We start from the raw sequence: 22,205 nt of genomic DNA, 5'->3' as shown, positions 1-22,205 counted from the left end.
TTCCATTACCCTTTCACGCACAGCACCTGCCGCAGCGTGTGCACCACGTCCACCAGGTCCAGCTGGGCGGCCATGACATCATCGATCGACTTGTACGCCGCCGGTGACTCGTCCAGCACGCCGCTGTCCTTGCGGCACTCAACGTGTGCGGTGGCCTCGCGATGCTGGGCCAGCGTGATCTGCTGGCGTGCCGTGCCGCGGCTCATCACCCGGCCGGCACCGTGGCTGCAGCTGTGGAAGCTGTCCGCGTTGCCCTTGCCGCGCACGATGTAGCTGCGCGTGCCCATGCTGCCGGGAATGATGCCCAGTTCGCCCTCGCGCGCGCTGACGGCGCCCTTGCGTGTCACCAGCAGCTCCTGGCCGTGATGCGTTTCCCTCTGCACGTAGTTGTGGTGGCAGTTCACCGCCACCGCGGCCAGCTGGAACTTTGGCAAGCGGTGGCGCATCTCGGCCAGCACCCGCGACATCATCGCCTCGCGGTTCTGCCGGGCGTAGTCCTGCGCCCACGACACCGCCTGAACGTAGTCGTCGAACAGCGGCTCGCCCTCCATGAAGAACGCCAGGTCCTTGTCCGGCAGGTGGAAGCCGAGCACACGCCGTGCCAGCTCCTCGCGCGCCTTCTCGATGAAGTACGTGCCGATCAGGTTGCCGGTGCCGCGCGAGCCGCTGTGCAGCATCACCCACACCGTGTCCGTCTCGTCCAGGCACAGCTCGATGAAGTGATTGCCGCCGCCCAGCGTGCCCAGCTGACGGTCCAGCTTGTCGGTGCGGATCCTGCGGTGCCTGTCCTTGATCTTCTCCAGGCCGGCGGCCAGTCCGGACTGCACCAGCCGGGTGTGGATGCTGTCGGGCATGCGGTGATGCTCGCCACCGCGCCCATTGCCGACCGGGATGCTGCGCTCGATGCTGTTGCGCAGTTGTCGCAGGTCATCGGGTAGGTCGTTGGCGCGCAGCGTGGTACGTACCGCCGCCATGCCGCAGCCGATGTCGACGCCGACCGCGGCCGGGATGATCGCACCACGGGTCGGGATCACCGAACCCACGGTCGCGCCCTTGCCCAGGTGCACGTCCGGCATCACCGCCACCCACGGCCCGACGAACGGGATCGCGGCGATGTTGCGCAGCTGCTCGTGGGCCTGTGCTTCCAGCGGCACACCGTTGACCCAGCCCTTGATCGGCGTGGTGCCCTCGGCGTGCAGCCATTGATAGTTGTGTTGAGTGTCCATTGTCCTGTTGAAGTCCTTGATGGGCCGGCGGCGCGTCCCTGCGCCGCCGCTACCCCCTACCTGATCGTCACCAGCTGCTTCAGCACGCCATCCAGGCCGCCGAACACGGTGAGCTTGTCGATCTTCTCGGTGACCTTCTCCAGCGCCTCCAGCTCCTTCAAGCGCATCAGCACCGGGTTGTCCTCGATCAGCTTTGCGGTGTTGAGCTGCGAACGCGTTGCGTTGGCCTCCTCGCGGCGACGGATCACGCTGGCCTGGGCCTGCTTCTCGGCCAGCACCACGCCGTTGAGGATCTCCTTCATCTCGCCCGGCAGGATCACGTCCTTGATGCCGACGCCGAGCAGGCGTACACCGTGGCCCTCGATCGCGCCCTGCACGTGGGCGGCAATCTCGCCGTCCAGCGCGGCCTTGTCACCCAGCAGTTCGTCCAGGCTGCGAGCGGCGATCGCCTGGCGCAGGCCGAACTGCAGCTGCCGATAGATGAACTCATCGGCATTGCTGAGCGTGCGGTGTGCACGCACCGGGTCGACCACCTGCACGGTCGCGGCCAGGTTCACCCGCAGGGTCACCTTGTCGCGGCTCAGCAGTTCCTGGCCGGACACGTCCAGAGACCGTGCACGCAGCTCCACACGCTCCACCGACACGTTGCCGTTGAAGTTCCAGAACGCGTGCAGACCGGCATCCAGCGTCTGCCGCAGCGTACCGTCGATGAACAGCAGGCCGACCGACTCGCTCGGCACGGTGCTGATCACCGCCACACGCGGCAGCACGCCCAGCTGGCCCAGGCGCTGCTGCACGTCCAGCGGGATGCGCGGCTCGTCACCCAGCGCCATCACCCGTACCTGAGTGTCGACCGAACCGCGCCAGTACAGACGGCGGCTGCCCGGCGGCAGCACCTCGTCGATGCGGCCGTTGCGCAGCAACAGGCCGACTTCGCCGGCGCCGACGTTGGCCAGTACGAAGTGCGCGTCCAGCTGTGCGTCCAGCGCTTCGATCAGGCTGTCCTGGTCGCTGCCGGTGTAGGCCGCGCCCTTCGATGCGTTGTGGAGGTCCACGTGCGGCCGGCCGCCGAACGGCGACAGGCGGTGCACGCCCGGCAGCAGGATCTGCTGGAAACGACGGTTGCGATACACCAGGCCGCGCTCGCCGTCGCCGATCACGACCTTGATGGTCCAGAACATGGGAGTCTCTCCTTGTATGGCTCTGGTGGTTCGACCCGATGCGGATGAATCACCATGACCCGGGTCGATCAGGTCGTGGCGAGGCCGCCTGCACACCACGTGCAGGCGGCGGAAGAGGGCGGCCATCGGCGGACGGTCCGCGCGCGGAGCCTTCGGTGCGTCATCACCCTTGCGGCCATCGCTGCCGGCAGACAGCACCGGAGCAGAGTGGGGCAGGTAGTGGTGACAGGCCGAGGCCCGGCGTGCGGTCCGTTGCCTTCCACGTTCCTGCCCGAAGGCAATGACGATGGACGGCGACGATGGCCGCTGGGGCTTGCGCCCCGGGTGTTGCTTCAAGTCATGACGTGACAGGTCATGTGGTTTGGAGTGGGAATCGAACCCACGACAGACGGATTACGGATCCGTTGCTCTGACCAAGCTGAGCTATCCAGTTGGGGACCGCGCGGAATCGAACCGCGTACCGGCGAACCGGTGCCTGCCTCCAGCAGGCGATCCAGGCGATGGCATGTCCGCGACCTCCGGCATACGCCACGGCAACGCCGCGCGCACCAGCCCGTGGTTGAAAGGGGACCGTTGGAGAATCGAGGGTGCAGGCCACCGACATTATCGCGAGCGATAATGTTTGGGTGCGATGCAGATAATGTCCAGGTGTTGCCATGCACGCGGAGAAAATCCTCCGGTGGGGCGGAAAAACCTGGGTCAGTGTGCGGCGGGCTGCCGCGCGGGGTGCAGTTCTGGCATCGCGGGTCCTTGTGTCGACGCAAACGAAAACGCCCCCGGGACGTGCGTTCCGAGGGCGTCGTCAAGCCTCGGAGATCGGGGTGGCCGATCTCCGCAGGGCGGGTATCAGGCCGTTGTCAGCTGGACTTCCTTGCCGAACGCGCGCGCCAGCCCGTCCATGCGCAGGCATGGCAGCAGTTTGGCGATGGCGACGGAATACGCGTTCAAGGGAAGTTTCCAGTGGTTGTTGAAACGAGGTGCGCACGATAAACCACGATTTAGTCGTGCGCAACCATTTTGTTCAATTATTTTCTTCGCTGTTGTGCAATGCCGGCCAGCGGCCGGCACTGCAGGTCAGGCTTCCGTGCTGGCGGCATCCAGCTGCGCGACGTCCTGCACGCTCAACGACAGGTTGGCCGCCGCCAGCAGATCGTGCAGCTGTTCAACGCTGGTGGCGCTGACGATCGGCGCAGTGATCGACGGCCGCGCGATCTGCCACGCCAGCGCGATCTGTGCGGCGCTGGCGCCGTGCTTGCTGGCCACGTCATCCAGCGCCTGCAGGATGCGCAGGCCGCGCGGGTTCAGATAGCGCTTCACCACGTTCTCGCCACGCGCCGGGCTCTTGGCTGCATCGGCCGGCGTGCGGTACTTGCCGCTGAGAAAGCCACTGGCCAGCGCGTAGTAGCCGATTACGCCGATCTGCTCGCGCTGCACCAGCGGTTCCAGTTCCTTCTCGTAGCCGGCGCGGTCATACAGGTTGTACTCCGGCTGCAGGGTTTCGTAACGCGGCAGCTTGTAGTCGGTGGAGACCTTCAGCGCATCAGCCAGGCGCGTGGCGCTGTAGTTGGAAGCACCGATGGCGCGCACCTTGCCGGCTTCGATCAGGCGGCCGAATGCAGCCAACGTGGCTTCCAGCGGCGTCGACTCATCGTCCTCGTGGGCCTGGTAGAGATCGATCACGTCGGTCTGCAGGCGGCGCAACGAATCCTCGACCGCCGCAGTGATGTTGTCCGGGGTCAGCCCGGGGCGCTCGGCCCACTTGGCCACCTTGGTCGCCAGCACTACCTTGTCGCGCTTGCCGCTGCGCGCGAACCATTTGCCGATCAGCGTTTCCGATTCGCCCCCGGCATTGCCGGGCACCCAGGCCGAGTACACGTCGGCGGTATCGACCAGGTTGAAGCCGGCATCGACGAAGGCATCGAGCAGGGCGAAGCTGGCCTTTTCATCGGCGCTCCAGCCGAACACGTTGCCACCGAAGGCGAGCGGACGGACATGCAGGCCGGAACGGCCCAGTTCGCGGGTTGCCGTCATGGGCACGGACTCCTTGGGGGAAGTGCTCCAGAATAGAACGCGATGTGTGACCGTGCTGCGGCGGCGACCACAAAACAGTGTTCCGCGATGCGCACGTCGCTAACGTTTTGTGAACACCTTGGACGCTGCGACTGCTAGTCTCGCCGCATCTTCCGTTGGAGTCGTCCCGATGATGCCTGCTTCGTCCCTGCGTGGCTGCCGCCTGCTGCTTGCTTCGGCCCTGCTTGCTGCTGTTCCCGCGTTCGCCGCACCGGCCACGGTGGCGCCGGCGAAGATCCAGGTCTCGCCGGCCATCGAGGCGGCGGTGAAGGCGCCCACCCGCGATGCCAACAACATCAAGCGCGATGGCTTCCGTCATCCGGCGCAGACGCTGTCGTTCTTCAAGGTGGCTCCGGAAAAGACCGTCATCGAGATCACCCCCGGCAACGGCTGGTACTCGGAGATCCTGGCGCCGCTGCTGCATGACAAGGGTCATTACGTCGCCGCCGTGGTCGACCCGATGGCCGTGCCCGAAGGCCGCGGCCGTGACTACCAGCAGCGCAGCCGCGACAGCCTGGAGAAGAAATACGCCGGCGCCCCGGCACAGTTCAGCAAGACCGCCGTGGTCGCCTACGATCCGGCCAAGCCGGTGTTCGGCCCGGCCAATTCAGCCGACGTGGTGCTGACCTTCCGCAACGTGCACAACTGGCGCAAGGCCGGCCAGGCGCAGGGCATGTTCCAGGGCTTCTTCAACGTGCTCAAGCCGGGCGGTGTGCTGGGCGTGGTCGAGCATCGCGCCAAGGCCGATGTGGCCGACGACGATGACACCGGCTACGTCGGCCAGCAGCAGGTGATCGCGATGGCCGAGGCCGCCGGCTTCAGGCTGGATGCGCGCAGCGAGGTCAATGCCAACGCGCGTGACACCAAGGACCACCCCAATGGCGTGTGGACGCTGCCGCCGACCAACCAGCACGACAAGGCCGACGACGCGAAGTACCAGGCGATCGGCGAGAGCGATCGCATGACCTTGCGCTTCATCAAGCCGTAAACCGGGACGCCGTATTGCCAGCGCGGATTGCCCTGTAGAGCCGAGCCGATGCTCGGCTCATCGCGCGCAGCGCGACGGAGCACAACAGCAGCCGAGCGTGGGCAATGCCGGCCGTCCTGACCGGCACCCTTCGGACCGTCGCACGCGACGTTGGCGGCGGCTCCTGCCGCTGCCTCCGGTTCTACAGTTGCCTGGCGCGAGGCGTGGGACAATGCCTCATCCGCCGCCCGCCGTGCCCGCAATGCTGATCGCCTTCAACAAGCCCTTCAACGTGCTCTGCCAGTTCACCGACCGCAGCATGCCGCCGCGGCCGACCCTGGCCGGGTTCGGCCTGCCGCCGCGTGTTTACGCCGCTGGCCGGCTCGACCATGACAGCGAGGGCCTGCTGCTGCTGACCGACAACGGTACGCTGGCGCACAGGTTGACCGATCCCAGGCACAAGGCCGACAAGACCTACTGGGTGCAGGTCGAAGGCACGCCCAGCGATGAGCAGCTGCAACAGCTGCGCGACGGCGTGGTGCTCAACGACGGGCCGACGCTGCCGGCGAAGATCGAGCGCCTCGATCCGGCGCCGTCGCTGTGGACGCGCGATCCGCCGGTACGCTTCCGCAAGACCGTGCCCGATAGCTGGCTGGCGATCACCATCCGCGAGGGCCGCAACCGCCAGGTGCGACGGATGACAGCGGCGGTGAACCTGCCGACGCTGCGCCTGGTGCGCGTGTCGATGGGGCCGTACCGGCTGGACGATCTGCAGCCGGGACAGTGGCGGCAGATTGGCTGAAACAGAAAGGGCCGGAGGCCTTGTGGCGTCCGGCCCTCACAGGCTGTTGGGGTCAGAGCCCTTCCTGCGGAAGGGATCCGACCCACCCGGCAACTCAGGCGTCGCTGCCGATATCGCTGTGTTCGTCCACGACCGTGGCGTTGCGGCGGTCGCGCGCACTGATGCGATGCGCCTGGCCGTCAACCAGCTGGCCATTGGCGGCCTTCTTCTTCTGCTGCTTGCGGTACAGCGCATAGCCCAGCAGGCCGACACCGACGGCAGCAGCGGCGATGGTCACGGCCGGGTTGCGGCGTGCGAACTTGGTGGCGACCTTGCCGCCGGTCTTCACTGCGCCGATGGCGGCGCCGGTCTTGATCCAGTCCGCGTTGCGCAGGCTGCCACCGGCGCTCTTCAGGCCATCGCCGGCGGTGTGGGCCAGTTCCAGGGCGCGCTCCAGAGCGCGGTCGGTGATTACGGTGAGCTTGCTCATGCGGGGGTCCTTTGCCTCGGGTCGAAGTCCAGTGTCGCGTGTTGCCCGTAAACGGTATGTCAGCCGGGGCTACGCAGGGTGTGACTCTACTGCAGCCATTCAGGATCAGGCAGGGTGGGGGCGGAGCCCATTGCGATGCAACGGGACCCGACCCCGCCCCTCAGGTGCCGCGGGGCTTGGCGCGATGCGTGGCTGTCGCGGTCCACGGGTCATCCGGCCATGGATGCCGCGGGTAGCGCCCCTTCATTTCCTTCTTCACCTCGGCATAGGTGTTCTCCCAGAAATTGCGCAGGTCCTGGGTGACCTGCAACGGACGGCCGCCGGGGGAGAGCAGGTGCAGGGTCAGAGGTACGCGGCCATCGGCGATGCGTGGCGTATCGGCCAGGCCGAACAGCTCCTGCAGCTTCACCGCCAGCACCGGTGGCAACGGCGCGCCACTTTCGCTGTCCAACGCGTAGGTGATCGGCCGTTCCAAGCCTGAAGGTACGGTGATGCGGGTGGGCGCATGACGCTCGACCAGCTGCCGCTGCGACCACTCCAGCGGCGACTTCAGCGCTTCGCCGAAGCTGGACTCCTCCAACGCATCCAGGCGGCTCTTGCCGGCGAACGCAGGTTGCAGCCACTGCGCGCGCGTGGCCAGCAGAGCGTCGTCGCTGCAATCGGGCAGGTCCAGCTCCGGCATCCAGTGCCGCAGTGACTCGACGCGAGCCTGCCATTGGCGCAGGCCTTCGGTCCACGGCAGCGCCTGCAGGCCGAGCTCGGCCACCGCATCGGTCAGCGCCTGCGCGGCGTGCTGCGGATCGACCCGGCCGGCCGAGCGGCTGTCCAGCACGATGCGGTCGAAACGGGTCTCGCGCAGCGCTACCAGGGCGTGGCGTTCACCGTCCCAACGCACCACATCTTCGGTGACGAAGCGCTCCGGCCACGCCTTGCGCAGAGCACCTTCGTCCACCGGTGCGGCGCGCAGCAGCAATGCATCGCGTGCTTCGAAGCGCAGTTCACTGGCGACCAGCCACGGCTCGCCGCGCAGGTCGCTCAGTTCGTGCAGGCGTGCGCTGCGGCCATTGGCCAGCAGGTAGCGCAATGGATCGTGGGGGTGCTGGAAGCCGATCCGATCAGGGAATGCATGTGCGAGCAGGTCACCGAGCTGGTGTGCCTCGACGCTGGCGGGCGGCGAGGCGTCACAGCGCAGGCGTCGGCGCCACTGCTTGGCGGCGGCATCGATGGCAGCCAGCCCGCTGCGATTGGCGTCGCCGGGTGCACGCCCATTACGGAACGCCGCCAGTGCCCGCCAGCGCGCAGCCAAGGCGTCACCGCCCTGGCGCAGCGGATCGCGCGCTTCAAGGAGCGCGGCCAGATCCGCCGCCAGTGCCTGCGCGTGTGCATCCGGCGCGGCCAGCAGCATCGCCGCCATGCGCGGGTGCGTACCCAGCGCCAGCACGCGCCGGCCGAGCGCGGTGATCGCGCCCGAGTCCGACAGCGCACCCAGGCGTTGCAGCAGCTCGCGCGCCGCGCCCATCGGGCCGGTCGGCGGCGGGTCGAGGAAGCGCAGGTCGCTGCTGCCCCAGGCAGCCAGTTCCAGTGCCAGTCCGGCTAGTTCCACCTGGTCGATCTCGGCGCGGCGCTGCGGTTCCAGCCGCTGCGACTGCGGCCACAGGCGCCAGGCTACGCCTTCGGCCACGCGTCCGGCACGGCCGGCACGCTGGTCGGCCGAGGCCTGCGCGATGGCCACCACGTCCAGCCGGGTGAAGCCGCTGTTGGGGTCGTAGCGCGGTTCGCGCGCCTGGCCGCTGTCGATCACCACGCGCACGCCGGGCAGGGTCACCGAGGACTCGGCCACGTTGGTGGCCAGCACCACGCGGCGGCGGCAATCGCTGGCTGCCTGCAGCACGCGTGCCTGCTGTTCCACCGGCAGCTCACCATGCAGGGCCAGCACTTCGATGCTGCTGTCCAGCGCGTCCTGCAATCCCGCCTGCACGCGCGCGATCTCGCGTTGGCCGGGCAGGAACACCAGCAGGTCGCCGGGGTGTTCGGCCAGCGCCTGCTGCACCGCGCGGCGTACCTGCAGCTCCAGCGACTCATCGCGGCGCGCCGGGAAATGGCTGATCGCCACCGGGTAGCTGCGGCCCTCGCTGCTCAGTCGCGGCGCATCGAGGAAGCGTGCCAAGCGCTCGCCATCCAGCGTGGCGGACATCACCACCAGACGCAGGTCATCGCGCAGCTGTGCCTGCACGTCCAGCGCCAGCGCCAGGCCGAGGTCACCGCTGAGATGGCGCTCGTGGAATTCGTCGAACAGGATCGCGCCGACCTCTTCCAGCATCGGGTCGTCCTGCAGCATGCGGGTCAGGATGCCTTCGGTGACCACCTCGATCCGCGTGCGCGACGAAACCTTGTTCTCGAAACGGATGCGGTAGCCGACGGTGCCGCCCACCTCTTCGCCCAGCTGCCGCGCCATGAACAGCGCCGCGCTGCGTGCGGCCACCCGGCGCGGCTCCAGCAGGATGATCTTCCGGCCCTGCAGCCACGGTGCATCGAGCAGCGCCAGCGGCACCTGGGTGGTCTTGCCGGCGCCGGGCGGGGCTTCCAGCACCAGCCGCGGCTGCGCGGCCAGGTGCTGCTGGATCTGGGGCAGCAACGGGGAAATCGGGAAGAGCGGGGCGTTCATGTGCAAAGGATAAGGGGCCACGGCGGGCGCAGGTACAATGCGCGGGCACTTTTCCCACGCGATGACCATGCACCTGATCGATATCGGCGCCAACCTGACCCACGATTCCTTCGACCGCGACCGTGACGCCGTGCTGGACCGCGCGCGCCAGGCCGGCGTGGCGCAGATGGTCATCACCGGCGCCAGCCGCGAGCACTCGCCGCTGGCCCTGCAGCTGGCGCAGCAGCATCCGGGCTTCCTGTATGCCACCGCCGGCGTGCACCCGCATCATGCGGTGGAATACACCGACGAATGCGATGCCGAGATGCGCGCGCTGCACGCTCACCGGGAAGTGGTGGCGGTGGGTGAGTGCGGGCTGGACTACTTCCGTGATTTCTCGCCGCGCCCGGCCCAGCACCGCGCGTTCGAGCGCCAGCTGCAGCTGGCCGCGGAGAATGGAAAGCCGCTGTTCCTGCACCAGCGCGATGCGCATGCCGATTTCATGGCACAGATGAAGAACGTCGAAGGTCGTATCGGCCCGGCGGTGGTGCATTGCTTCACAGGTGAGCGCGACGAACTGTTCGACTACCTGGACCAGGACTGGTACATCGGCATCACCGGCTGGCTGTGTGATGAGCGCCGTGGCGCGCACCTGCGAGAACTGGTGAAGAACATCCCCGCCGATCGACTGATGATCGAGACCGACGCGCCGTACCTGCTGCCGCGCACGCTGAAACCGATGCCGAAGGACCGCCGCAACGAACCGATGTTCCTGTCGCACATCGTGGAAGAGCTGGCACGTGATCGTGGCGAGGACGTTGCGGTGACCGCGGCCAATGCCACGGCGGCCGCGCGCACGTTCTTCCGCCTGCCCGACGTGGGTTGATCCGTAGAGCCGAGCCCATGCTCGGCTCATCGCACGCAGCGCGACGGATACCGGGAGAGCAGCCGAGCATGGGCTCGGCTCTACGAAGCGCTGTCCGGTAGCGCCGGGCCGTGCCCGGCGAGCGAAGCGGCAAGATCCGTCAGCCCTTCCCGATACGTCGGAAACCGCGGTGCCCACCCCAGTGCTTCACGCGTGCCCCGGCTGTTGATGCGCTTGTTGCTCGCGTAGAAGCGCCGCAGCGCCGGGCTCAGTGCCGGGTCATCCCAGGCCACGGCCGGTGGCATCGCAAACCCACCCAGCTGTGCGGCGAAGGCCAGCACGTGCTGCGGCGGTGCCGGCTCGTCGTCGCTGGGCAGGTACAACCCTTGCGCCGTGGGTCGCTGCAGCGCGGCGATGATGACCGCGGCAAGATCCTGCACATGCAGGCGGTTGAACACCAGGCCGGGGCGAACCACATGGCGTGCGCGGCCCTGCGACAGCTGCAGCAGCGCATTGCGCCCCGGCCCATAGAGACCCGGAAGGCGGAACACCGCCGAGGCGATGCCGCGTTGCCGGGCCAGTGCACGCCACTGGGCTTCCGCGAGCAGGCGCTGCACACCGACGGCCCCGGTGGCATCTGCGGCGCTGGTTTCGTCGATCCAACCGCCAGCGCGGTCGTCATACACCGATGTGGACGACAGATAGCCGACCCAGCGCAGGGCCGGGCTGGCCAACAGCGCGGGCAGCAGCCGCCGCAAGGCAGGGTCGCCCTCGGCATCGGGCGGCACGCTGCACAGCACGGCCTCGGCGTGTGCGATCTCCTCGAGCAGATCGGGCGAAGGCGCGGTGTCGGCCTGCAACCGATACCGACGAAGACCGTCATCGGGCGCCGCTGCCGGATCGCGCACCGTCCCAGTAACCTGCACGCCGCGCGCCCGCAGCTGCGCGGCCAACACGCGGCCACTCCAGCCCAGGCCGAGGATCAGCACCCGCGCCGGCAGTGCGCCAGCCTGCAGCGCGAGGCTCACGCGACGCGCTGGGCCTGGTAGGCCTGCAGGCTGCTGTAGGCGACCTGCAGCAACAGGCCTTCCTGGTCGGCCTTGCGCGCACGCGCCAGCATGTCGCCGACGATCTGCTCGGCTTCCACCTGCTGACCGGCCTCCAGATCGCGCAGCATCGACGCCTTCAGCGCAGATCCGGCCTGGGTCAAGGTGCCGCGCGCGGTGTCCTGCGCGCTGTCAGGAATCGGTTCACCGGCGGCTTCGGCCACGGCCAGGCATTCGTCGTACAGGCCGCGCACGATGGCTTGGCCATCATCGGTGGCGACAATGGTGCCGATGTCCGCACGCAGCAGGCAGGTGGCTGCGGCCAGCGCGGTCAGGAAGGTGTACTTGATCCATTGCTCCTGGCCGATGCGCTCGCTGGCAAGGTGATCAAGATTGGCCTGTGAGCAGGCGGCAGCGAAGGCGCGCACGCGCGGGGAAATCGCGCCGCCATCGCGCTCGCCGAAGGTGAGCTTGGCCGGCTTGCCCAGGTGCAGCACGGCGCCGTCGGCGGCCTTGGTGGCGCTGATGAAGCACAGGCCGCCCAGCACCGCCTCGCGGCCGAAGCGCGCATCCAGCGCGTTGTAGTGATGCAGGCCGTTGAGGATGGGCAGCACTGTGGTGTTCTCACCCACGGCCGGGGCGATCGCATCGATCGAACTGTCCAGGTCGTAGGCCTTGCAGCTGAGAATGACCAGATCGAACGGTTTCTGCGCGGCGAGCGCGGGCAGTGCCTCGGCGGTCACGTGCTGCACCGGGAAGCAGGCATCGCCGATCGGGCTGCGGATGACCAGGCCATCGCGGTCCAGCTGCGCTGCGCGGGCGGGGCGCACGAGGAAGGTCACGTCCACGCCGGCCTGGGCCAGGCGACCACCGAAGTAACCGCCGGTACCGCCGGCGCCGAGGATCAGGATGCGCATTGCACGTTCACCGTTTCTGGGGGAATCAGAACTGCGATTGTGCCGGAGATTGCAGCGGGCGGCTGAGCCCCTCGTGGTGGTTCGCGGAAAGCACTGTTCATCGGGGTTCGCCGGGCGCGGCCACCACGGGAACCGGATCAAGAGCGGAAGCAGGTCGCTCGCTGCGCTCGCTCGAGTGGAGCGGTGCTCAGGGCAGCTACTCGCTGAAGTCTTCGGTGTATCCCAATAGAAGCGTGGTTCGGGTGGCCAGCGTCGCAGCCAGTTGTGACCAGGCATTGTCCGTTCCTGCGGCATAGACGCGCTGCAGGTCCGCCACCAACGCGTTCGCCTCTGCTGGCGATGGCGAGCGGTTGCGCTGGAAGCCGAGCCACGATGCGCCGAGTCCGAACAGGCGGTAGTCGTAGCGCTTCTGCAGGTGCCGTATCAGGGCATGGTTCTGGAAGATGTCCCAGTCCGCGCTGAAGTAGCCGTTGGGCAGGGCGGCAATCAGCAGGTCGTCGCGGTCCACCGGCACCTGCTGTACGCAGACGGCTTCGTCGACGATGAGGTCGGGTGCGGCATTGGCCGTGACCAGCGCCTCGATGTCTGCGTCATTGCACAGCAAGGTACCCGGCAGGGTGGTCCATTCCAGCCGATGAGAGGAATGTTCGAGCTGCGCGACGACATGCGCCAGCAACCGCTCACGTGCCGCCAACGCATCTTCGGGGGTCGCCGGCTCTTCGTCCTCATAAAGTGCGATGCGCTCGTCGTCGGACGCGTGCATGCTGGTGTAACGGCACTGACCGACATCGTCGAGCGTGCACAGATAGCGATGGCGGGGATTGGCCACATGCAGCGACGCCAGGCAATCCAGCACCTCATCCAACGTGGGCGAATCGCCCAGCACCACATGGCTGAAGGCATCGATGGGACCGTCCGACACGGCCTTGTCCAACGGAATGGAAGTGATCTTCATCGCCACAGCCTAGCCGCAATCCCGAACGAAAAGAGCCGAGCATCGGCTTGGGACGCTTCATCCACGCGTGGCGTGGATCCATCGTGCCGGCCAAGGTCGACACCTACCGACGGAAGGAAACTATCAGGGGTGGGACGGTGTGGGGATGCAGGACCGTTGGCGCCATGGATGGCGCCATTGAGCCCCCACGGACGGGTTTACGGCGTGTCCTGCATCCCCACACCGTCCCGCCCAACTCATGCTGCTTCCGCCTTGGCTGTCGGCGGCCAGCGGCCGGCACTACTCAGCGGGTGCAGGGCCGCAGGCCCTGCACGCAAAACTCAGCTGCGCATGCCGACACCGCGGCGCAGCAGCCACAGCGCCAGCGCCGTCAGCACCACCACAAAGCCGATCATCAGGCCGTACGCCACCGGCAGCGGCACATCGCTGCTGCCCAGCAGGCCATAGCGGAACGCATTGACCATGTAGAAGATCGGGTTCGCATGCGTGGCCGCTTCGGCCCAGCCCGGCAGCAGCTTCACCGAATAGAACACGCCGCCCAGGTAGGTCAGCGGGGTCAGGATGAAGGTCGGCACGATCGCCACGTCGTCGAATTTCTTCGCATACACCGCGTTGATGAAACCGGCCAGCGAGAAGATCGTCGCGCCCAGGATCACCGTGGTCAGCATCACCAGCGGATGCGGAATGCGCACCGGGGTGAAGAACATCGCGATGATCAGCACGATCACGCCCACCATCAGGCCGCGCAGCACGGCGCCGGCCACGTAGCCCCACAGGATCACCCAGTTCGGCATCGGGCTGACCAGCAGCTCTTCCACGTGGCGGCCGAACTTGGCACCGAAGAACGAGGAACTGATGTTGCCGTAGCTGTTCTGGATCACGCTCATCATCACCAGCCCCGGTACGATGAACTGCATGTAGCTGTAGCCGCCCATGTCACCCACGCGCGACCCGATCAGGTTGCCGAAGATCAGGAAGTACAGGGTCATGGTGATCGCCGGCGGTACCAGGGTCTGGCCCCAGATGCGCATGATGCGGGCGACTTCGCGGCGCACGATGGTCATCAGCGCGACGCGGTTGCGCTGGCCGTCGGTCAGCTCGGTGGTGCTCATGCGGAAGTCTCCAGGTTGCCGGTGAGGCGCACGAACAGCTCCTCCAGGCGGTTGCTCTTGGTACGCATCGAACGCACGCGGATGCCAGCCTCGTTCAGCGTGGCGAACACGCCGTTGAGATCCATCGCGCGCGGCATGTCGATGTCCAGCGTATGCGGGTCGGGGGCGGTCAGGGTCGCGCCTTCGATCACCGGCAGCTGCGCCGGCAGCTCACCGTCGATATCCAGCAGGAAGCCTTCCACGTCCAGCTTGGCCAGCAGCGCGCGCATCGGGCCCTGCTCGACGATCTGGCCGTGGTTGATGATCGCCAGGTGGCGGCACAGGTACTCGGCTTCTTCCAGGTAGTGCGTGGTGAGGATGATCGTGGTGCCGGCGGCATTGATCTCCTTCAGCACGCGCCACATGTCGCGGCGGATCTCGATGTCCACGCCGGCGGTCGGTTCGTCCAGGATCAGCAGGCGCGGGCGGGTCATCATCGCGCGGGCGATCATCAGCCGGCGCTTCATGCCGCCGGACAGCGTGCGGCTCATCACCTGGGCCTTTTCCCACAGGTGCGCGCGCTTGAGTTCCTCTTCGGCGCGCTGCTCGGCTTCCTCGCGCGGCACGCCGTAGAAACCGGCGTAGTTCACCAGGATGTCGAACGGCTTCTCGAACAGGTTGAAGTTGATCTCCTGCGGCACCAGCCCGATCAGGCGCATGGTGGCGCTGCGGTTGCGCACCAGGTCGCTGCCGAACACCTCCACCTGGCCCTCGCTGAGGTTGACCAGGGAGCTGATGATGCCGATCAGGGTCGACTTGCCGGCGCCGTTGGGGCCGAGCAGGGCGAAGAAGTCGCCCGGGGCCACTTCCAGGGACACGCCCTTGAGGGCCTGGGTGCCGTTGTCGTAGGTCTTGCGCAGGTCGCGCACGCGCAGGGCGGGCGCCGTATCGTTCTGGGATGCCAAGCTCGAAGCCTTCGCGCCCATGGGCTGGCGCTGGAGAGGGGGCGGGGAGGGGCTATTATAGAAGACCCCGAGGGCTTGCCCCGGCTACACACTGTCCCGAAAAGTCGTGCCTGTTCAATTCCCCCTCAAGCTGGTCGGCTGCCGCATGCTGGCCCCGACCGTCGGCCACTACCAGTTCGTGCGTGACGATGGACAGCCGCTGGATTTCCAGCCCGGCCAGTTCATCCAGGTCCATTTCAGCTACGCCGACGGCACCGAAACCAAGCGCAGCTACTCGCTGGCGACCATCCACGACCACGCGCTGGGCCCAGGCGAGGCGGTGGACATCGCGGTCAGTTTCGTGCCCGGTGGCGCCGCCACGGCCCTGTTCGAGGCACTGGAGCAGGGCAGCCAGGTCAGCGCGTCCGGCCCGTACGGCCGATTCTGCCTGAACCCAGGCGACCACAACGCCCGCTACCTGCTGATCGCCACCGGCACCGGCGTCACCCCGTACCGCTCGATGCTGCCGCTGCTGGAAACGGCCATGGCCGAGCGCGGCGTACAGATCGTGCTGCTGCAGGGCGCGCGCAGCCCGGGCGAGCTGCTGTACAGCGGAGATTTCTACAGCTTCGCCGAAAAGCACCCGAACTTCCGTTATGTTCCATGCCTGTCGCGGGAACTGCCGGCCGATGCTCACCCGGACGTGCAGCATGGCTACGTGCAGCAGGCGTTGGCCGCCTTCACGCCGGACCCGGCCACCGACATCGCCTACCTGTGCGGCAACCCGGACATGGTCGATGCCTGCGCCGAGCTGCTCAAGGCGGCTGGCCTGGGCAACCCGCAGATCCGCCGCGAGAAGTACGTCAGCAGCAAGTAGGCCAGGGTGGTGCCGGCCGCTGGCCGGCAACCTCCTGATGAACCGGAGGCGGCCTCATGCCGCCCCCGTAGCCTGCCTCAGTATGCGATCCAGGCATCCCGCCACGCAGAACCGGTGCCCGGACGGTAGGCCTCGGCATTGATGTTGCACCAGGCGCCTTCCGGGAACGGGCGGCATGCGTACAGCTTGCCGTCGGTGCCCTTCACGACGGTCTGGCCGGGGATGTAGCTGCCGAGACCGGCCGGGTACACGAAGTCGTAGTCGCCGGGCGGCGGATCGACCGGATCCGGATCCGGCACCCGGGTATCGAGCTGGAACAGGTGGCCCGGTGTCAGGTACACGCGGTTCTCGGTAGCCGATGCCACCGGCGTGATCACGCCATTCTTCAACACACCCACGCGGGCATGCTGTGCGCTGGCGTTGACCTTGCGGGCCAGCGCCAGCGGCCACTGGTTCGCAGCGGTCTGACCTGCGGCCAAGGTGATCTCCGGGCGTTCCAAGTCGTTGCCCTGGTCGTTGAAGACGCGCAGGGTCACGGTGGTGCCCACGTCCAGCGCACCGCGAGCCGTGACCGGGCCTGCATCCTGCCACTGCGGCGGTGGGGTCACGCCACCGCCCCCCTCGAAGCGCACGTCCGCGCAGGTATAGAACGCTTCACCGGAATCCGAGCGCTGCCAGGTGTTGTAGATGACGTGTTGGCCGCTACGCTTGGGCAGCGGGCAATCCAGCTTGTAGACGTCGCCGGAAACCGGCACGTTGCCCAGCGTGCAGAACGCTTCCAGGTCGGCCCAGCGCAACGGGCTGCCCGGCTGCCAACCGTCGCGGGTGACGTAGAACTTCCACTCGCGGGTGGCATGCGGGGCCGGCGCCTTGAACTCGAAGGTGTAACGCCCATGCGAATCGGCGCGGATCGGCGAGGTCGGCCAGTCACTGCGGTTCAGATCGAGGCCGCGGTACTTGCTGTTGCCGCCGCTGCACAACTCTCCATCTGGAACCACCGCTTGATGGTTGCCGTTGGCGTTGGCCTGGTTGACGCCGGCCCAGTCATAGAACGGCTGCGCACCCCCGACGTGTTTGGCGGCGGCGCAGGCCGGATTGGTCGGGTTTTCAGGATTTCCCTGGTAGCAGGAATAGACGCGGCTGGAGGGCTTGGACAGGGTGCCGTGGGCGAACGCGCTGCCTGAAGCGGCTACGCCGGCGATCACGGACAGCGCGAGGACGGCCCGCTGGGAAAGATGCATTGAGATTTCCTTTGGGTGGTGGAACCCCGCGAAGTCTCGGCATCCCGGCTGCCGGTATCCATCGGATTACTTTGAAAAACGCGTTGCGTTGTGTGGCGTGGGAGTGACTTCACACTCGCCTGCCAGCGCATCTCACACTTTGCAGGGAACGGTGCTCTGCCACCGTTCCTTGCACCCGGTCTCAGTACGCGATCCAGGCATCCCGCCAGGCAGCGCCGGTGCCAGGACGGTAGGCCTCTGCATTGACGTTGCACCAGGCGCCTTCCGGGAAGGGACGGCAGGCGTACAGCTTGCCGTCGGTGCCCTTCACCACGGTCTGGCCGGGCGTATAGCTGCCAAGACCGGCCGGGTACACATGGTCGAAATCACCGCCCGGCGACGGCGTGCCCGGGCCCGGCACCTTGGTGTCGAGCTGGAAGCGGTTGCCGTCCTTCAGGTACACACGGTTGGCGGTGGCCGATGCGGTGGGCGTGATCACGCCGTTGCTGAGCACACCCAGCCGCGCATGCTGTGCATCGGCATTGACCTTGCGTGCCAGCACCAGCGGCCACTGTGCCGGGGCTGTCTGGCCGCTGGCCAGGGTGGCCTCCACGCGCTCGACATCGTTGCCGTTGGCGTTGAACACGCGCAGCGCCAGCGTCGTGCCGACCGGCAGCTCACCGCGCGCAGTGACCGGGCCGGCATCCTGCCATTGCGGCGCTGGCGTGGTGCCGCCGCCCTGGAAGCGCACGTCCATGCAGGTGTAGAACGCTTCGGTCGAATCCGAGCGCTGCCAGGTGTTGTAGATCACGTGCTGGCCGCTGCGCTGCGGCAACGTGCACTGCAGCTTGTAGGTGCCATCGGCCGACAGCGGCGTATTGCCCAGCGTGCAGAATTCCTGCAGGTCGGCCCAGCGCAAGGGGCTGCCCGGCTGCCAGCCTTCGCGGGTGACGAAGAAGCGCCAGTCGCGCGTGGCATGCGGCGCGGTGGCCTTGAACACGAAGGTGAATCTGCCATTGGCATCAGGCTGGATCGGCGTGGTCTGCCAGTCGCTGCGGTCCACGTCCAGGCCGCGGAAGGTCGGGTTGTTGCCGCTGCACAGCTTGCCATCGGGCACCACCGCCTGGTGGTTGCCATTGGCGTTGGCCTGGTTGATGCCATTCCAGTCGTAGAACGCCTGCGAGCCGCCGATCGCCTTGGCGGCGGCACAGGCCGGGTTGGTCGGGTTCTCGGGATTGCCCTGGAAGCAGGCATAGACACGGCTGACCGGCGTGGTCATGGTGCCGTGGGCGGCTGCAGTGCCGGCCAGGCCGAGGCCTGCTGCGGCGAACGCGGTGGTCAGCAGCAACGGTGTGGTTCGGAATGACATGGCGCATCCTTGTGGTCGTCGAAAGGGAACGGTGACCGCAGGCGTTGCGCTGCGCGGCGGACTTGCGGCGGCACCACCGCGAGTATCGAGTCGTGGTGCGGGCGGCGGAACCCTGGAAATGCCGATCCGTGACTGTGCATGTGAAGCCTTTCCCGCAGGCTTCACGCGGTGCTGAACGGATGCGCCAGCGGTCACGCGATCGGCGTGCCATCGATCACGTCATGGAGGTGGCGCTACGTGGCGTTGATGCCGACCCGATCTGCCTGGCATGAGAAGCAGCCATGCGCTGCGTTGTGCAGCTGGACGAAGGCCACCGCTGGATCGGCGAAGATCGTGTCCAGCTGGGTGGCAACCTCGGAGCCGGCGCAGACCTGCGCACTGCGCATCAGCGCTGCGCGGTCGTAGGCACGCAACGAAATCATGCGGCGCTGCACATAAGGCGGCACTTCCCCGGCGGGCAGTACGCAACGGGTCACGCCGCGCTGCACGAAGATCGGGCCGGAGGCGCGATAGGGCGAGTGCAACGGCAGGTGCACATGGGACAGCAGGAGCAGTTCGCTGCCGCAGGGAGCATCGCTCAGGCTGATCCGGCAAGGGTGTCCTCCCGAATCGCCTGCCCAGCGGCGCTGGATTCCCAGTGCCGCCAGCGCGTTGTCACTCATCTCGAACAGGGGCAGGAAGGGGCGGTGGTCGATGCCACCGAGGTACCACGCGTGCATGGGCGTCTCCTGGGTTGTGCGCGGATTCTGCGCATGCGCCGGTCGTCCTGCTCGCCGTTTTCAGACCCGGCATCCCCCTCAAGCCGGGGAACACCACGGGAATCGCGCTGCAAGGCGCTAAGATGCGCGCGCCGCCCCGGCCGACGAGCGCTGCATGTCCCTGGATTTCCGCACCATCACCGTGCTTGGCTTCCTGCTCTGCATCGGCATTGCCGTGGGGTTCTCGCTGCTGCTGGTCGTGCTGCGCGGTCAGCCGGTGCTGCGCCAGTGGACCGCCAGCCTGTGGCTGCTGACCCTGGGCGTGACCCTGCTGGCGCTGCGCCCCTATCTGCCACTGGTGCCGGCCGTGCTGGCCGGCAATGCAGCGATGGCCGGCTGCGCGCTGATGATGCTGCGCGGCGTGGCGCTGCACCTGGAGCAGCCGTTGCCGCCGTGGCGGCCGTTGTTGATGGCGGCCGCTTTCATGGCCTGCATCTTCGCCTTCCTGGTGCTGTGGCCGAACCTTGGCATGCGCCTGCAGGTATTCAGCGTGTTCGCGCTGGTTGTCGATGGCTGGATTGCATGGCTGCTGCTGCGCCATGCCCCGGCCCAGCAACGCACCAGTTGCCGGTTGGCCGCGGCGGTGTTCCTGGCCGAAGCCACCCTGTATGCCGTGCGCCTGTTCCTGCCGGTGGCCCCGGATGCCGGCGAGGACATCATGCGCACCGGTTCGCCGATGTTCGCCACCTATATCGCCGGAGTGATGCTGGAACTGGCGCGCTGCTTCGCGATGGTGCTGCTGCTGGTCGAGCGGATGCTGGTCGACCTGCGGCATGCGGCGCGCACCGACGGCCTGACCGGCCTGCTCAACCGCGGTGCCGTGCTGGCCGATGGCCAGGTGCGTCTGCAGAACCTGCGTCGACAAGGGCGGCCACTGGCGCTGCTGCTGGTGGATGTCGATCACTTCAAGCAGATCAATGACCGCTGGGGCCATCTGGCCGGTGACGAGGTACTGCGCCATTTCGCAGCGGTGCTGCAGCGCTGTGCACCGGGCCACGACGCCCTGCTGGGCCGTTACGGCGGTGAGGAGTTCGTGCTGGTGCTGGCCGGCAGCAGGCAGGACGACGCAATGGCAGGGGCCGAAGCGATCCGTGCCGCTCTGCAGCGGTGCCCGGCGCGTCTGGCCACCGGACCGGTGACGGTCACCGCCAGCATCGGCCTCGCCATGGACGAAGGCCAAGGCGACCTGTCCGCGCTGCTGGCTGCGGCCGATGCGGCGCTGTACCGGGCCAAGGCCGAGGGCCGCGATCGCCTGGCCTGCGCCGTAGCGGCCGGGAATCCGCCTCTGCCCATCGCCGCCGACGCGCTGCCCGTGTAAGTTGGGTCACATCTTCCGCGGCAGCCCGTCGTGGTCGGCAGGAACGTCCTCCAGGGGAAACACGCACGATGCAAAGACACCACCTCGCGCTGGCCGGAATGCTGGCCAGCCTGATGCTTGCCGGTTGCAGCCAAACGTCGTCTGTCGACGCGAAGGGCAGCACCGACGCGCCCAACCGCCGCTTCGGCACGATCGGCTTCCAGCCCTGCACCTTGTCCACCGTCGGCGCCAGCGCCAACGTGGAAGCCCAGTGCGCCACCCTGCAGGTGCCGGAGGATCGCGCCCATCCCGAAGGCCGCAGCATCGGCCTGCGCATCGCCTGGCTGGAATCCGGCGACGGCAGCAGCCAGCCCGATCCGGTGTTCTTCCTGGCCGGCGGCCCCGGCCAGGCCGCCAGCGAGGTGGCCGTCATCGTCGATAGCGCCCTGCGCCAGGTGCGCAAGCAACGCGACGTGTTCCTGATCGACCAGCGCGGCACCGGCGGCTCCAACCCGCTCAGCTGCCTGGGCGCCGACGGCAAGGAATTGCAGCTGGACGAAAACGAGGCGCCCTCCGAGGCCTCGCTGCGCGACTATGCCCAGCGATGCGCGGCTTCCCTGCAGGGGCGTGCGGACGCACGTTTCTACACCACCAGCGAAGCCATTGCTGATCTGGACGCAGTCCGCCAGGCCTTGGGTGTTGACCGGATCAATCTGATCGGTGCGTCCTACGGCACCCGCGTGGCCCAGCGCTATGCGGGTACCTATCCACAGCACACCCGCAGCATTGTCATCGATGGCGTGGTGCCGAATGAGCTGGTGGTGGGCGGCGATTTCGCCAGGACGTTCGAAAACGCGATCGCCCTGCAGTCGGCGCAGTGCCGCAAGGACGCTGCATGCAGCAAGCGCTTCCCGACCGATACCCGTGCGCAGCTGCGCAGCGTGGTCGAGACCCTGCGCCGTGCGCCGGTTTCGGTCGAGTATCGCGATCCCGGCACCTACGACACCCGGGAAGATGTGCTGACACCGGACAGCGTGGTGGGCCTGGCTTTTGCGTTTTCCTACGTGCCCCAGTACGCCTCATTGCTGCCGCTGGTCCTTGATGAAGCCGCGCACGGCCGCTACGCGCCGCTCGCCTCGCTGGCGCGTGGTGCGAACCGCAGCATGGACTTCCAGATCAACCGCGGCATGCATTGGTCGGTGATCTGCAGCGAGGATGCGCCGCGCTACCGTGCGCCGGCCGAGGATCCCGAGCGCCTGTTCGGCAACGACGTGGCAAGTTCCTTCTTCGCCGCCTGCCCGGCATGGCCGCACCGGCCGGCACCAGCCGCCAATGCCGTGCCGCTGCGCAGTGACGTACCGGCGCTGCTGCTCTCCGGTGAACTGGACCCGGTCACCCCGCCGCGCTACGCCGAGCAGGTACTGAAGGGCCTGCCCAACGGCCGAGCGCTGGTTGCCCGCGGGCAGGGCCACGGCACGCTCAACGCCGGCTGCATGCCGCGCCTGCT

At 67.5% G+C, this 22,205-nt stretch carries 19 protein-coding genes and 1 tRNA gene; 6 read left to right on the top strand and 14 right to left on the bottom strand.

Features of this window, described 5'->3' with window-relative positions; all coding sequences use genetic code 11:
• Positions 1–5: 5 nt before the first annotated feature.
• From AC5P8Z_RS17985 to AC5P8Z_RS17970, 4 genes are all read right to left on the bottom strand, one after another.
• Positions 6–1,226, bottom strand: coding sequence for an RtcB family protein (locus AC5P8Z_RS17985; protein ID WP_286070330.1), 1,221 nt, complete (start codon positions 1,224–1,226; stop codon positions 6–8).
• A gap of 56 nt (positions 1,227–1,282) precedes the next feature.
• Positions 1,283–2,407 carry a slipin family protein gene (locus AC5P8Z_RS17980; RefSeq protein ID WP_495229663.1) on the bottom strand — a complete coding sequence of 375 codons (1,125 nt, stop codon included), beginning with the start codon at positions 2,405–2,407 and terminating at the stop codon, positions 1,283–1,285.
• A 357-nt stretch (positions 2,408–2,764) separates the two neighbouring features.
• Positions 2,765–2,838: transfer RNA gene (locus tag AC5P8Z_RS17975), tRNA-Thr, on the bottom strand.
• A 643-nt stretch (positions 2,839–3,481) separates the two neighbouring features.
• Positions 3,482–4,438, bottom strand: a complete 957-nt coding sequence (locus tag AC5P8Z_RS17970) for an aldo/keto reductase (protein WP_495229662.1) — start codon at positions 4,436–4,438, stop codon at positions 3,482–3,484.
• Positions 4,439–4,607: 169 nt separating this feature from the next.
• Here AC5P8Z_RS17970 and AC5P8Z_RS17965 point away from each other — a divergent pair, with 169 nt between their 5' ends.
• Both AC5P8Z_RS17965 and AC5P8Z_RS17960 read left to right on the top strand, forming a co-directional pair.
• Positions 4,608–5,465 carry a class I SAM-dependent methyltransferase gene (locus AC5P8Z_RS17965; RefSeq protein ID WP_495229661.1) on the top strand — a complete coding sequence of 286 codons (858 nt, stop codon included), beginning with the start codon at positions 4,608–4,610 and terminating at the stop codon, positions 5,463–5,465.
• A gap of 241 nt (positions 5,466–5,706) precedes the next feature.
• Positions 5,707–6,246 (top strand): pseudouridine synthase, encoded by a 540-nt coding sequence (locus tag AC5P8Z_RS17960; RefSeq protein WP_286072073.1) that lies wholly within the window; start codon positions 5,707–5,709, stop codon positions 6,244–6,246.
• A gap of 94 nt (positions 6,247–6,340) precedes the next feature.
• Here AC5P8Z_RS17960 and AC5P8Z_RS17955 read toward each other — a convergent pair whose 3' ends face one another.
• Positions 6,341–6,715 carry a hypothetical protein gene (locus AC5P8Z_RS17955; RefSeq protein ID WP_495229660.1) on the bottom strand — a complete coding sequence of 125 codons (375 nt, stop codon included), beginning with the start codon at positions 6,713–6,715 and terminating at the stop codon, positions 6,341–6,343.
• Positions 6,716–6,875: 160 nt separating this feature from the next.
• Positions 6,876–9,380, bottom strand: coding sequence for an ATP-dependent helicase HrpB (gene hrpB, locus AC5P8Z_RS17950; protein WP_495229659.1), 2,505 nt, complete (start codon positions 9,378–9,380; stop codon positions 6,876–6,878).
• Between the two features lie 67 nt (positions 9,381–9,447).
• Here hrpB and AC5P8Z_RS17945 point away from each other — a divergent pair, with 67 nt between their 5' ends.
• Complete coding sequence (locus tag AC5P8Z_RS17945; RefSeq protein WP_495229658.1) at positions 9,448–10,245, top strand: TatD family hydrolase; 798 nt, start codon at positions 9,448–9,450, stop codon at positions 10,243–10,245.
• A gap of 80 nt (positions 10,246–10,325) precedes the next feature.
• Here the strand turns inward: AC5P8Z_RS17945 and AC5P8Z_RS17940 are convergent, their stop codons facing one another.
• The 5 genes from AC5P8Z_RS17940 to AC5P8Z_RS17920 all read right to left on the bottom strand — a co-directional run bounded on the left by AC5P8Z_RS17940 (position 10,326) and on the right by AC5P8Z_RS17920 (position 15,219).
• On the bottom strand, positions 10,326–11,252 hold the full coding sequence (locus AC5P8Z_RS17940; RefSeq protein WP_495229657.1) for an NAD-dependent epimerase/dehydratase family protein: 927 nt from the start codon (positions 11,250–11,252) through the stop codon (positions 10,326–10,328).
• Positions 11,249–12,187, bottom strand: coding sequence for a 2-dehydropantoate 2-reductase (panE, locus tag AC5P8Z_RS17935; RefSeq protein ID WP_495229656.1), 939 nt, complete (start codon positions 12,185–12,187; stop codon positions 11,249–11,251). Before panE ends, AC5P8Z_RS17940 begins: the two co-directional genes overlap by 4 nt.
• Positions 12,188–12,383: 196 nt before the next feature.
• Entirely contained in the window at positions 12,384–13,142 is a 759-nt protein-coding gene (locus tag AC5P8Z_RS17930; RefSeq protein ID WP_286070321.1) for a hypothetical protein, read from the bottom strand.
• A 320-nt stretch (positions 13,143–13,462) separates the two neighbouring features.
• A complete protein-coding gene (locus tag AC5P8Z_RS17925; protein WP_286070320.1) occupies positions 13,463–14,254 on the bottom strand; it encodes an ABC transporter permease in 792 nt (263 codons plus the stop codon).
• A complete protein-coding gene (locus AC5P8Z_RS17920) occupies positions 14,251–15,219 on the bottom strand; it encodes an ABC transporter ATP-binding protein (protein WP_495229655.1) in 969 nt (322 codons plus the stop codon). Before AC5P8Z_RS17920 ends, AC5P8Z_RS17925 begins: the two co-directional genes overlap by 4 nt.
• 85 nt (positions 15,220–15,304) lie before the next feature.
• Here AC5P8Z_RS17920 and AC5P8Z_RS17915 point away from each other — a divergent pair, with 85 nt between their 5' ends.
• Positions 15,305–16,054 (top strand): ferredoxin--NADP reductase, encoded by a 750-nt coding sequence (locus AC5P8Z_RS17915; RefSeq protein WP_286070319.1) that lies wholly within the window; start codon positions 15,305–15,307, stop codon positions 16,052–16,054.
• Positions 16,055–16,131: 77 nt separating this feature from the next.
• Here the strand turns inward: AC5P8Z_RS17915 and AC5P8Z_RS17910 are convergent, their stop codons facing one another.
• From AC5P8Z_RS17910 to AC5P8Z_RS17900, 3 genes are all read right to left on the bottom strand, one after another.
• A complete protein-coding gene (locus AC5P8Z_RS17910) occupies positions 16,132–17,295 on the bottom strand; it encodes a lytic polysaccharide monooxygenase (RefSeq protein WP_286070318.1) in 1,164 nt (387 codons plus the stop codon).
• A gap of 181 nt (positions 17,296–17,476) precedes the next feature.
• Entirely contained in the window at positions 17,477–18,643 is a 1,167-nt protein-coding gene (locus AC5P8Z_RS17905) for a lytic polysaccharide monooxygenase (RefSeq protein WP_495229654.1), read from the bottom strand.
• 233 nt (positions 18,644–18,876) lie between these two features.
• Positions 18,877–19,362: a DUF1203 domain-containing protein gene (locus tag AC5P8Z_RS17900; RefSeq protein WP_058979107.1), complete on the bottom strand. Its 486-nt coding sequence runs from the start codon at positions 19,360–19,362 to the stop codon at positions 18,877–18,879.
• A 154-nt stretch (positions 19,363–19,516) separates the two neighbouring features.
• On the opposite strand from AC5P8Z_RS17900, the gene AC5P8Z_RS17895 reads away from it, so the two are divergent.
• Together AC5P8Z_RS17895 and AC5P8Z_RS17890 are read left to right on the top strand one after the other, a co-directional pair.
• Positions 19,517–20,719, top strand: a complete 1,203-nt coding sequence (locus tag AC5P8Z_RS17895; RefSeq protein WP_495229653.1) for a GGDEF domain-containing protein — start codon at positions 19,517–19,519, stop codon at positions 20,717–20,719.
• Positions 20,720–20,787: 68 nt separating this feature from the next.
• Positions 20,788–22,205: alpha/beta hydrolase (locus AC5P8Z_RS17890; RefSeq protein WP_495229652.1), on the top strand; the 1,418-nt coding region annotated here is incomplete at its 3' end.

The sequence above is a fragment of the Stenotrophomonas sp. YJH_SMC_17 genome, assembly GCF_059371655.1.
Note: the sequence above shows the minus strand (reverse complement) of the source record. Positions and strands in the feature narration are given on the sequence as shown.

Coding starts and splice junctions, on each gene's coding strand:
- AC5P8Z_RS17925 (WP_286070320.1), bottom strand. CDS start 14,254: ATGAGCACCACCGAGCTGACCGACGGCCAGCGCAACCGCGTCGCGCTG.
- AC5P8Z_RS17910 (WP_286070318.1), bottom strand. CDS start 17,295: ATGCATCTTTCCCAGCGGGCCGTCCTCGCGCTGTCCGTGATCGCCGGC.
- AC5P8Z_RS17900 (WP_058979107.1), bottom strand. CDS start 19,362: ATGCACGCGTGGTACCTCGGTGGCATCGACCACCGCCCCTTCCTGCCC.
- AC5P8Z_RS17920 (WP_495229655.1), bottom strand. CDS start 15,219: ATGGGCGCGAAGGCTTCGAGCTTGGCATCCCAGAACGATACGGCGCCC.
- AC5P8Z_RS17970 (WP_495229662.1), bottom strand. CDS start 4,438: ATGACGGCAACCCGCGAACTGGGCCGTTCCGGCCTGCATGTCCGTCCG.
- AC5P8Z_RS17960 (WP_286072073.1), top strand. CDS start 5,707: ATGCTGATCGCCTTCAACAAGCCCTTCAACGTGCTCTGCCAGTTCACC.
- AC5P8Z_RS17985 (WP_286070330.1), bottom strand. CDS start 1,226: ATGGACACTCAACACAACTATCAATGGCTGCACGCCGAGGGCACCACG.
- AC5P8Z_RS17980 (WP_495229663.1), bottom strand. CDS start 2,407: ATGTTCTGGACCATCAAGGTCGTGATCGGCGACGGCGAGCGCGGCCTG.
- AC5P8Z_RS17905 (WP_495229654.1), bottom strand. CDS start 18,643: ATGTCATTCCGAACCACACCGTTGCTGCTGACCACCGCGTTCGCCGCA.
- AC5P8Z_RS17945 (WP_495229658.1), top strand. CDS start 9,448: ATGCACCTGATCGATATCGGCGCCAACCTGACCCACGATTCCTTCGAC.
- AC5P8Z_RS17930 (WP_286070321.1), bottom strand. CDS start 13,142: ATGAAGATCACTTCCATTCCGTTGGACAAGGCCGTGTCGGACGGTCCC.
- AC5P8Z_RS17955 (WP_495229660.1), bottom strand. CDS start 6,715: ATGAGCAAGCTCACCGTAATCACCGACCGCGCTCTGGAGCGCGCCCTG.
- panE (WP_495229656.1), bottom strand. CDS start 12,187: ATGCGCATCCTGATCCTCGGCGCCGGCGGTACCGGCGGTTACTTCGGT.
- AC5P8Z_RS17895 (WP_495229653.1), top strand. CDS start 19,517: ATGTCCCTGGATTTCCGCACCATCACCGTGCTTGGCTTCCTGCTCTGC.
- AC5P8Z_RS17965 (WP_495229661.1), top strand. CDS start 4,608: ATGATGCCTGCTTCGTCCCTGCGTGGCTGCCGCCTGCTGCTTGCTTCG.
- hrpB (WP_495229659.1), bottom strand. CDS start 9,380: ATGAACGCCCCGCTCTTCCCGATTTCCCCGTTGCTGCCCCAGATCCAG.